The organism is Flavobacterium sp. (genome assembly GCF_043780635.1).
GTDB lineage: Bacteria > Bacteroidota > Bacteroidia > Flavobacteriales > Flavobacteriaceae > Flavobacterium.
Map to the genome: position 1 here is coordinate 13,761 of NZ_JAYWCK010000136.1, position 12,054 is coordinate 25,814.

General features: G+C 35.2%; 7 protein-coding genes. 3 read left to right on the forward strand and 4 right to left on the reverse strand.

Translation table 11 applies throughout. The features are described from left to right. Positions 1–85: 85 nt before the first annotated feature. Both ACH2BV_RS12225 and ACH2BV_RS12230 read left to right on the forward strand, forming a co-directional pair. Complete coding sequence (locus ACH2BV_RS12225; protein WP_395051013.1) at positions 86–1,378, forward strand: aminopeptidase P family protein; 1,293 nt, start codon at positions 86–88, stop codon at positions 1,376–1,378. Between the two features lie 168 nt (positions 1,379–1,546). Further along, positions 1,547–2,329: an alpha/beta fold hydrolase gene (locus tag ACH2BV_RS12230; protein ID WP_395051014.1), complete on the forward strand. Its 783-nt coding sequence runs from the start codon at positions 1,547–1,549 to the stop codon at positions 2,327–2,329. Here the strand turns inward: ACH2BV_RS12230 and ACH2BV_RS12235 are convergent. The 4 genes from ACH2BV_RS12235 to ACH2BV_RS12250 form a co-directional block, all read right to left on the reverse strand. Beyond that, positions 2,326–5,088, reverse strand: a complete 2,763-nt coding sequence (locus ACH2BV_RS12235) for a PD-(D/E)XK nuclease family protein (protein ID WP_395051015.1) — start codon at positions 5,086–5,088, stop codon at positions 2,326–2,328. The genes ACH2BV_RS12230 and ACH2BV_RS12235 overlap by 4 nt on opposite strands. Positions 5,089–5,152: 64 nt before the next feature. Beyond that, entirely contained in the window at positions 5,153–6,601 is a 1,449-nt protein-coding gene (locus ACH2BV_RS12240; RefSeq protein ID WP_395051016.1) for an OmpA family protein, read from the reverse strand. Positions 6,602–6,715: 114 nt separating this feature from the next. Then, positions 6,716–7,906: a glycine C-acetyltransferase gene (kbl, locus tag ACH2BV_RS12245; protein ID WP_395051017.1), complete on the reverse strand. Its 1,191-nt coding sequence runs from the start codon at positions 7,904–7,906 to the stop codon at positions 6,716–6,718. A gap of 34 nt (positions 7,907–7,940) precedes the next feature. Then, positions 7,941–11,090, reverse strand: a complete 3,150-nt coding sequence (locus ACH2BV_RS12250; protein ID WP_395051018.1) for a UvrD-helicase domain-containing protein — start codon at positions 11,088–11,090, stop codon at positions 7,941–7,943. 222 nt (positions 11,091–11,312) lie between these two features. Here ACH2BV_RS12250 and ACH2BV_RS12255 point away from each other — a divergent pair, with 222 nt between their 5' ends. Further along, entirely contained in the window at positions 11,313–11,918 is a 606-nt protein-coding gene (locus tag ACH2BV_RS12255; RefSeq protein ID WP_395051019.1) for a superoxide dismutase, read from the forward strand. Positions 11,919–12,054: the final 136 nt, after the last annotated feature.

A 12,054-nucleotide genomic window follows, 5' to 3' on the forward strand; every position in this document is an offset into this window, starting at 1 on the left:
TTTTTACATAAAAATTGATGAATTCACAACAAAAACGATTTAATCTTAGTATTTTTGAGTAATCAAAAGTAAAAATCAAAATGTTATGAAATACCATCAAATAGATCGACAACTTTTTATAAAAAATCGCGCCAAATTTACGGCTCAAATGAAGCCAAAAAGTTTAGCCGTTTTCAATTCCAATGATATTTATCCCGTTTCTGCCGATAGCACTTTGCCATTTGCACAACATCGCGATATTTTCTATTTAAGCGGTGTTGATCAGGAAGAAAGCATATTATTGCTTTTCCCGGACGCTCCTTATGAGAATCAGAGAGAAATGTTGTTTCTAAAAGAAACCAGCGAACATATTGCGATTTGGGAAGGTGAAAAACTGACCAAAGACCGAGCGTTTGAAGTTTCAGGGATCAAAACCGTTCATTGGTTGCAGGATTTCGAGAAAGTTCTATTCGAAATAATGACGCATTGCGATACAATTTACATCAACACTAACGAGCATTATCGTGCCTCCGTGGAAACCGAAACCCGCGAAGCGCGTTTTGTGAAATGGTGGAAAGCAAAATATCCGGCACACGCTGTTGCCAAAAGCAATCCAATTTTGCAACGCATTCGTTCTGTGAAAGAAACGGAAGAATTGGATTTAATCCAAAATGCTTGTGATATTACCGAAAAAGGGTTTAGAAGATTATTGTCATTCGTGAAACCAAATGTAACCGAATACGAAATCGAAGCCGAATTGATTCACGAATTTGTTCGAAATCGTTCCAAAGGCTTTGCTTATACACCAATTATCGCTTCGGGTAACAATGCCAATGTCTTGCATTATATCGAAAACAACCAACAATGTAAAGCTGGAGATTTGGTTTTACTTGACGTTGCCGCAGAATACGCCAATTATTCCAGCGATATGACAAGAATGATTCCGGTTTCAGGAAAATTTACCAATAGACAAAAAGCAGTTTACAATGCCGTTTTACGAGTAAAAAATGAAGCAACAAAAATGCTTACTCCTGGAACATTTTGGAAACAATATCAAATTGAAGTAGGAAAAATAATGACTTCGGAATTACTTGGTTTAGGACTTATTGACAAAGCCGATGTTCAAAATGAAAACCCGGAGTGGCCAGCCTACAAAAAATATTTTATGCACGGAACATCCCACCATATGGGATTAGACACGCACGATTACGGAATTCTGACCGAGCCCATGAAAGCCAATATGGTTTTTACTGTCGAGCCAGGAATTTATATTCCAGCCGAAGGTTTCGGAATTAGACTAGAAGATAATCTTGTTGTTCAGGAAACTGGAGAACCATTAAACTTGATGAGAAATATTCCAATTGAAGTGGAAGAAATTGAGAGCTTGATGAATTCTTAAAAAGCAAACAGATAATAGAATATAGATAATAAACGGTTTGCAGTAATGTAAGCCGTTTTTTATGTACTATATAAGGCAATTAAGAACATTTAAGATTTTCATATATGAACTTATTTTTCTTATATGGTTTAAAAATTTTAGCCTTATTTTTGCTTCAAGTTTACAACGATGAAACAAATCCTCTACAAAAACACTAAAATCTCTTGTTCTGATACTGGAAAAGGCAATGCTATTGTGTTACTTCACGGTTTCTTGGAAAACCAAACAATGTGGTCTGATTTAATTCCAGAAATTAGCAAAAAACATCGTGTTATAGCCATTGATTTGTTGGGTCACGGCGAATCGGGTTGCTTGGGTTATTTACATTCTATGGAAGAAAATGCTGCTGCGGTTCGAGCGGTTTTGTCGGAATTTAGAATTCGAAAAGCAATTTTCGTTGGGCATTCTATGGGTGGTTACGTCGCTTTGGCTTTCGCCGAAATGTTTCCTGCAAAAGTAAAAGGATTGGTTTTATTAAATTCGACTTCAAAAGCTGACAGCGAAGAACGAAAAACAAACCGTGATCGTGCGATAAAAGCCGTGAAAAAAGATTACATTGGTTTTGTTAGGCTTTCAATCGCTAATTTATTCAATCCTGACAATCGCGAAAGACTGGCAGATGAAATAGAAAAGGTAAAAACCGAAGCAACAAAAACACCTTTGCAAGGCATTGTTGCTTCACTCGAAGGGATGAAAATCAGGAAAGATCGAGAAATAGTATTGCATTCAGCTACTTATCCTATGTTGTTAATATTAGGAAAAAAAGACCCCGTTTTGAATTATGAAGACGGTCTGAAACAAATTGAAAATACATCTTTAAAACTTGTCACTTTTTCCGACGGACATATGAGTCATATTGAAAACAAGGATGAATTGAAAACCGTTTTATTGGAGTTTTTTAAAGGAATTTAAACCTTTTCCGCAAAAGGAATTTCTTCATCCAGAATTTCATTTAACAACAAAACCATTTGCTCTAAATAATTATCCAAAATTCCTTCATCAATTATTGTGCTTTCTTCTTTTCCTTCTTTGAAATTAAATCGCAAAAACCCAGATTTCAAATTTTTGAAAGAGATAATCCCAGCTTCGATTGGTTTACCATTGGCTTCATTTTCATACATATAGGCATAAGCCAAAACTTGAATTATTTTGTCGTTTTTTATGTCTTGCGTTAAGTCTTTCCAAGATTTTAAAGTTACACTTGCTTTTTCAACTTTTCCGGTTTTGTAATCGATAATTCGAATGTTTCCATTGCGCTCTTCAATTCGGTCAACCGAACCACCAATTTTCACTGGAAATGGCAAACTGGGATGTTCCAAAATTCGTTCGAATCGCTGTTCCAATGCTAGGATTTTTATTGCATCTCCGTTTTTTATGCTTTCCAATTCTACTTTCAGAAAATTGGAAACATTACGTTTAGCAACTTCAAAAGCCAAAAGATTCCTGCCTTTTTTAATTTCCCCTTCTTTGTAAACGAGTTTGAATTGTTTTAGAACCTCATTATCCAAAAGTTTGAAACAAGTAAGAAGGTCATTTTCGGACAAGAATTTGCCAATAAAAGGTTCATACAAAACTTTCAAGGTTTCGTGAATAATTGTACCCAAAGTGTTTAACGCGATGTTTTCTTCAACTTCTTCGACCTCGCTAATACGCAAAATCTTTTGGAAATAAAACTGAATCGGATTCCTGATATAACTCGTCAATGCTGATGGTGAAAAACCTTTATCGGCAATCTCTTTCAATCGCAATATCACTAATTCCGATTTTGGAATAACCATTTGTTGATAAGCAGTTTCTGGTAAAACAGCATTGTAAATTTCGTGAGTCAACGTATGTTTTGGCTGTTTTTCAACTTCTAATTGAGTGATGAACCGACTTTTTTCACCTGCGTCCAATCCTTCACTTTCGGTATTGTATATCAAATAGATATTCTTGGCACGTTGTAATAAATGGTAAAAATGATAGGTATAAATGGCGTCTTTTTCTTTGAAGGTTGGCAAACCTAATTCTTTTTTCACATCATAAGGAATAAACGAATTTTGAGATTTTCCAGCAGGCAATTTTCCCTCGTTCATCGATGTGATTATCACGGTTTCAAAATCCAAAACACGGCTTTCCAAAACGCCCATAATTTGTAATCCATTCAACGGTTCTCCTTCAAAAGACACTTCGGCCAAATCGATTACTTGTTTGTAAATGGCATAAAGAGTTTCAATCTTATCGATATGTTCGTGTTTCGAATAGTAATTAATTAATTTGTTGATGACTTTAAAAATTGAGTAAACAAAAGCTTTGGTGATTTTCTCTTCTTCATTGTCGTTACTCAAATTAGTTTTGATTGTTAGCAATAAAGCAGAAATAGTTTCTAAAACTGCCATCGAACCATTTTCCCATTTTTGGAATAGTAAAAGAAACAGATCACTTGGCTTTGGATTCAATTCCAATAATTTATGATGCGTTATAAACGTATAATTATTCTGATTGATAATGCCTACTAACGAACTAGTTTTCGCATAAGGTTCAACTAATGGATGTGTCAAAATATCTAAAACATCTTTGTAATATAACACATAACTTTTGGCATTTCTGGACAAAGCATTCGTGTGCATTTTGAACAATTTGGCAATTAAAATCTGTGCGGGATTGTTCTTACTCGAATAACCCATTGTAATATTTAGAGCCCCAACACTTGAAGGTAACGAATATAAAAGTGGCACTAACAAGTTTTCCTCTCCAAGAACGACAGCAACTTTGTCTAATGTAGCATTAGGATTAGTATTGACAATATTTTCTAAAATGCTTCCGGCAATTTTGGCTTGACCGATGGTTTTTGGGGTGCCAATAATTTGTATGTTTTTCGATTGAGAAAAATCATCCACAATCCATTCAAAAGGATTAGACTTATAATGTTTCCAACTTTCTTTGAAACGGCGCACAAACAATCCTGCATCGTGAAACGGGTCATTAAGAAAAGTATGGTCAACGTCCCAATAAATTCTGGCTTGTTCAGAAGCCATTAAATGCTGAACAATTCTTTCTTCGGCAGTATTCAAGGCATTGAAACCCGCAAAAACAAATTGTTTTTCTTTGATAGAATCTGAAAAATGGTTGAGATTGTTAACAGCTTCCCGATAAATTAATCCTTGATAACCAATTCCTTTATTGAGTAAATGATTGTAAAGTGATTGATAATAATTAGGTAACATCTTCCAAAAATCAATGTAATTTTCGAGTAGTTGGGTTTTATTCTCAACTTCAATTCCCCATTTTTTAATATCTTCAATATCTTTTAGATACGAAAGAACGTGTGATGGCACTAATAAGTAACGGTCAATTTCGTTGAAATCTTGTAAAAGTGTTTTAGCCCAATTGGCAAAAAGTTCAAATGATTGTTGGTTTGCTTTTTCAGTAATCGACAGATAAACTTGATAGAATTCAAATAGTAATTCAATCTGATCAACGGCACGAATACTTGCAATGTCTTGAATAAATTCCTCAATACTAATAATATTGGGAGATAGAATATTAGTGTCAATTTGGTTTTTTAGAGCCTCGACCAGGAATATTTTAGCGCGTTTGTTTGGGAAAACGACAATTGTATTTGATAGTTTTCCTGAATAGTCATCAATTAAAACTTTTGCTATTTTATCTAAAAAAGAAGTATTTGTCATTCTATAAATATAAAAAAAGCCATTCAATTAAGAATGGCTTTTTAAAATTATTTATAAAAGTAAATTACAATTTACCTTCGTATATAGAACCTACGTGTCTAACTTCAGTTCTTCTGTTTTGAGCTTTACCAGCTTTAGTCTTGTTTGTAGCTATTGGTTTAGTTTCACCAAAACCTACAGCAGTCAAGTTATTTCCATTAACTCCTCTTTCTAACAAAGCATTTCTAACAGCATTAGCTCTGTCATCAGAAAGTTTTTGATTATATGCGTTAGAACCATCACTATCTGTATGTCCTTCAATGCTGAATTTAGCATTAGGATAGTTTCTAAGAATTTCTCTCATAGCGTCTAAACTAGCAATTGTAGCAGCATCTCCAGCTTTGAATGTTGATTTAGCTGTATCAAAGAAAACTGATCTAGCTTGGATTTTAAGACTTTCGATAACTTCTACAGTTACTTCAGGACAACCTCTATTGCTGATAGGACCAGCTACAGTAGGACAATCATCTTCTAAATCTGGAACACCATCTTTGTCAGCATCTAATATTGGACAACCTTGATTGCTTATAGGACCAGCTACAGTAGGACATTTGTCATCTTTATCTGCAAGACCATCTCCATCAGTATCAGGACAACCGTTGAATTTAGCTAAACCAGCAGTATCTGGACAAGCATCATCTTTATCAGCAATTCCGTCTCCGTCTTTATCTGGACAACCGTTCAAAGCAGCTAAACCAAATTCAGTTGGACAAGCATCACTTCCGTCAATGATTCCATCTCCATCAGTATCAGGACAACCGTTGAATTGTTTTAAACCAGCAACTTCTGGACAAGCGTCATCTTTGTCATAAATTCCATCTCCGTCAGTATCTTTACCTCCAAATTGGAAAGTAATACCAGCTGTATGTTGGAAATGAGAACGAACATTTGGATCTGTATCGCTACCAAATGCTTTTTTATAAGAAGTCCCTAAAGCGAGTCCCACGTTTTCAGTAAACCAGAAAGTCAAACCAGCACCTGGATTAACAGTTCCAAAACTACTATCACCCAAGAATGTATAACCTCCACCAAGACTTAGGGAAGGATCAATCACTTTAGATTTAATCAAAGACATAAAACTATATTTAACACTTACGTCAATTCCGTAATACATCAGGTCTCCTGGATTTACTACTACATATCCGCTAGAGTTATGACCTGGTGCAGTAGGATCAAAAATTACCATTTTATCAATTTTGTTGATAGATCCTTGAAGTCCAACAGAGAAATTGTTCCCAACTGATCTAGCGATGCTTAGATAAGAAACAGAAGGAAGAATGTTCCAGTTTTCATTTACATTGAAGGCTTGAGAAAAGTGTCGGTCAGCCCAATTTTTTCCTCCACCAGCACTAGTTCGTGTGTCAACTGCGTTAACGCCAAACGAAAGCGCCCAAGGATTGTTGTCGTTTTGTGCATGAGAGCTCATAGCTAACACCATCATTACGGCAAGTAAAAGTTTGTTAAGATGTTTCATACTTTAATTTAGTTAAATTACTATTAGTTAATTTTAAAACAAAAGTAATACGTAATTTTTTAACTACAAAAGAAAAAGTTAAAAAAAACACGGAAAAACCAATAAAAACGTGAATTATACAACATTTAGATTCATTCCAACTTCCGCAAAAGCTTGAATCGCTCTATCCAAATGTTCTTTTGTGTGTGAAGCTGAAAGTTGCACCCTAATTCTTGCTTTATCCTTTGGCACAACTGGAAAAAAGAAGCCAATAACGTAAATCCCTTTTTTCAACAATTCATTGGCCATATTCTGGGCTAATTTTGCATCATATAACATCACTGGAACAATGGCAGAATCCCCATTTACAATATCAAAACCCGCTTTCTTCATTCCTGCCTTGAAATAATTCGTGTTCCATTCGAGTTTGTCTCGAAGTATTGTGTCTTTTTCCAATAATTCAAAAACCTTGATGGAAGCTCCAACTATAGCTGGCGCCAAGGAATTTGAAAATAAGTAAGGTCTTGAACGTTGACGCAACAATTCTATAATTTCTTTTTTAGCTGTGGTGTAACCTCCCATTGCACCACCAAGTGCTTTTCCTAATGTTCCCGTAATTATGTCTACCCTTCCCATTACTCCTTTTGCTTCAAGCGTTCCTTTTCCGGTTGGCCCAATAAATCCTGCGGCGTGACATTCATCTACCATAACCATAGCATCATATTTATCGGCTAGATCACAAATTTTGTCTAAAGGCGCCACAACACCATCCATAGAGAAAACACCATCGGTAACAATCAATTTAAAACGAGACCCTGCATCATTGGCTTTTATTAATTGTTGTTCCAAATCTTCCATATTAGAATTTTCATAGCGATAACGTGACGCTTTACACAAACGAACACCGTCAATAATAGACGCGTGATTCAAGCTGTCCGAAATTATGGCATCATTTTCATTTAACAAAGGTTCAAAAACGCCTCCGTTAGCATCAAAAGCGGCAGCATAAAGAATCGTGTCTTCAGTTCCGTAGAATTCTGAAATCTTTTTTTCCAAAGTTTTATGAATATCCTGCGTTCCGCAAATAAAACGAACCGATGACATTCCAAAACCGTGTGTGTCCATCGTGTCTTTGGCAGCCTGAATCACTTCGGGATGCGAAGAAAGTCCGAGGTAATTATTGGCACAAAAATTCAAAACCGTTTCTCCATTGACAGTAATTTCAGCTCCCTGTGGCGAAGTTATAATTCTTTCTTTTTTAAAAATTCCGCTGTCCTCAATAGTTTGAAGTTCGATTTGCAAGTATTGTTGAATTTTTCCGTACATATTTTTGTTTCTTACGTTTAATGCTAAAGATTTTTTACAAATTTACCACATTGATTTGTTCTCCTATGTAAATAAGTGCTTTTTTTACCACTTTATAACCCATCAATTCAATCGCATTTTTATAATTCTCCAATTGCAATTGATATTTAGGATTATGCGTTCCTGTTTTATAATCCAACAAAAAAACCTCTTTTTTATTTGTTAAAACCATTCGGTCAGGCTTGATTGAGTTTCCAAGTTTTTGAATAATTGTTTGCTCGTTCAGCACCTCGTTTCCTTCGGCAAAATAATTTGAAAGTTCTGAGTGATTTACGATTTCCTGAATGGTTTTATAAACCACTTCTTTTTGATTAATGGTAATTAATCCGCTTTCTATAGATTTTATTATTGCCAAATCAATATCATCTTTAGTTTTCACAAAAGCTAAAATCTCGTGAACCACATTTCCATATTCTATAGCTTCTTGCTGATGCGTTCCCCACATTAAGGCTTCTCGTTGGGCAATTTTTATATTTTTAGGATTCAAAATTTCAGAAACTAAAGGAATGGTTTTCAAAGTATCGACGTGTTTATTCTCGTTTGACAATTTGGTTGGGTTTCCAAATTCATATTCAAATTTATCTTCTTCAAATTGCTCTTTGTTAACCAAATAATTCACAAAAAAGGTAGACATATTGTTTTTTCTCACAACGCCTTTGGAATCCAAATTCATATTCGAAATCACATACAATTGTTCTTCGGCTCTAGTCAAAGCCACGTATAAAATATTAATATTGTCTAATAATTCTTCCTGAGATTTCTGATCATAAACTAATTTTGCCGCTTCTCCAAAACCTTCAACCGCTTTGCTGTTATCAACCAAAACTTTTGGCAAACCAAAAGCCTCTACTTCTGCGTCAATCCATAATTTATTTTTTGGACTGCGACTATAATCTTCATCGGCAAATGGCATAATCACAACTGGGAATTCCAATCCTTTTGAAGTATGAATAGTCATTATCCGAGCTGCATTGTTCCCTTCTGGCGAAGGAATGCTGAATTTCTCTGAATTTTTGTCCCAAAAATTCAAAAAATCCGAGATGCCAGCTTGATTCCGAATATCTCGTTCGAGTACTATATCCATAAAATACTGAACGTAAGCATTGCTTTTTTTGAGATTAAGGAATTTAGAAACAATAAGTTCCACTGCTTCATACAAAGATTTTTTTCTGATGTTTTGAAAAGATAAACTAACATCAAAACTCTCGAGCCAGTTCTCGAAATCTATTTCATTTACATAACCCATTCCTTGTGCTATAAAGTCGTGAATGGGCAATTTGTCTTGACTATTTTGTGCTAAATAGTGCAAGAAATAAGCTTTTGATTCTTTATCCGAATTGTTTTTTAAATACTTTAATAAATGGATAATGAATCGAACTTCGGTGGCGCTTTTAATCATCAAAGTTTCTGATGACAAAAGCGGAATTCCTTGCTCCGTCAAATAATTAGCAACTGCAATTCCTTGACTTCGTTTTCTGGTAAGAATTACAATATCCTTGTATTCGAAACCCTGTTTTACTACTTTTTGAATGGTGTTTAAAGTCGCCAAAACGTATAATCCCGTTTTGTCCAACGCATCTTCGTCGTCTTCTGCGTTTTCCACTTTTGGAATGAAAGATATATTTACATAACCGCCTGTTTTGTCATTACTTTTTTGATGACTGTGATTTTCGTATAAATCTTTGTAATCTTCGTGCTCAAATTCATTGGACAACAATTGAAAAAACTCGTTGTTGAAATCAATTATTTGTGAATAAGAACGGTAATTTTTGTCTAAATGCTCTAAAACTTTATCGGGATTATTGAACGGATTTTTGTCTTTGCTCAACGCAATAAACTGTTCGGCTTTACCTCCCCGCCAGCGATAAATGGACTGTTTCGGGTCGCCAACAATCATCAAGGTTCCTTTTTCGCCATCAATTTCGCTTGAAGTGGCGTTGTCAATCAACGGAATCAGGTTTTGCCACTGCATTTCGGAAGTATCCTGAAATTCATCGATGAAAAAATGACGGTAACGTTCGCCCAATCGTTCATAAATGAATGGAGCTGGCTGGTTCTGAATTTCCCGATGAATAATGGCGTTGAATTCAGAAATGGAAAGCACGTTCTGTTCTTCCTGAATTTTTGCCAATTCATTACTAACTGTGTTCAACAACGATAATGGCGTAATGTTTTTCAGGAATGCTTTGTAGAAATCTCTCTTTTCAAAATTTTTGTAAATAGTGCCGAGAATTTGCAATAATTCAGGAATAATATTTTCGATAATCACTCCGTCTTTGGCGGTTTTATTGATTTTTATATCATCAATTTCGTGGTAGGTTTTGTTTTTTGGATTAAATTTTCCCTCTTGAATGCTTTGTAAATGTTTTGGAAAATAAGATCCTGAAAAGGATTTGGTGTCAATTCCGTTTTTTTCAATTAACAATAAAGCGCTTTCAGCAATTGCTGCGTTTTCTTTTTCCAAAACTTTACTGGCTTCGGCTAGTTTCTTTTTAATTTCGACGAATTGAGCGATGGTTTTATCGTGAAAATGAGTGATTTCATTTCTATTATTTTCATTGAGAACCAAACGACCTGTTTCAAGAATCTCTCGTGAAATGTCCCAAGATTTGTCGTCATCTGTTTTTTCCATCGTGAAATCGATGAGCAATTTGGTTAGCGTTTCATCTTCGCCAGCTTGCGCAATGATGGCATCAACGGCTTCAATGAGCAGATTTTCGGTGTCCAAAGTCACTTCAAAAGTCATTGGCAAACCTAAATCGTGAGCAAAAGCACGAATCACTTTGTGCGTAAATTTATCGATGGTGGAAATATCAAAAGCAGCATAATTATGAATAATATGCTTGATGATTTGCTGCGATTTGGTTTTGATTTGGATGAGGGAAAGTTGGGTTTCAATTGCCAAATGTTGCATTAAATCATGTGCTTTTTCGCTTGGATTGTCTTTTGAAAACTCGGATAAACTGCCCACAATCCTGCTTTTCATTTCGTGAACCGCTTTGTTGGTAAACGTAATGGCGAGAATGTTGCGATAGGCATCATTCTTTTTGGCAACCAGAATAATTTTAAGGTATTCTTTGACGAGTGCATAGGTTTTTCCGGAACCTGCCGATGCGTCGTATATAGAGAATGATGGTCTTTGCATATTATCTGATTTTAACACCGAAGCCCTAGCCCCGATTGAAGTGGAAATCCTTTTTTCACGCTTTTTTGCGTGGGAAAAGATTGTAACGGAAAGCGGGAAAAGCTCCTGAAAACAGCACTATCAATTAATTTAATAAAACTATAACTAAATAGAATTTCCTTTTCCAAAGTTAAATGTTTAATTTTGAATAAAATATTTATAAATCACTTAAACAACAATATTATGGCTTTTGAATTACCACAATTACCTTATGCGTATGACGCATTGGAACCACATATTGATGCCCGTACTATGGAAATCCATCACACAAAGCATCATAATGCTTATATCACTAACGTAAATGCTGCTATTGCTGGAACGGATTTAGAAGGAAAAAGCATCGAAGATATTTTGACAAATCTTGATATGAAAAATATGGCTGTTCGTAACAACGGCGGTGGACATTTTAATCACAGTTTGTTTTGGACAGTGATGTCTCCAAATGGTGGCGGATTGCCAACAGGAGAATTAGCTGCTGCTATTGATAGCGCTTTTGGTTCTTTTGATGTATTTAAAGCTGCTTTCGCAAAAGCTGGAGCTACACAATTTGGTTCAGGATGGGCTTGGTTATGTGTAAAAGATGGTAAACTTGAAGTTTGTGGAACACCTAATCAAGACAATACTTTAATGCCAGGTGTAGGTTGTGGCGGAAGACCAATCCTAGGAATGGATGTTTGGGAGCACGCTTATTATTTGAATTATCAAAATAGAAGACCAGATTATATTGAAGCTTTCTTTAATGTAATTAACTGGGCTGAAGTGGCTAGAAGATATGCTTTAGAAAAATAGTCTAGAAGATAATAGACTTTTAGATAATAGACGGATGGACTTGAATGAGTTTATTCGTCTATTTTTTTTATTAAGAATCCTTGAGTTTATTCCAATAAAAAAGGTGAAATTGCTTTCACCTCTTTGCCCCAAAATC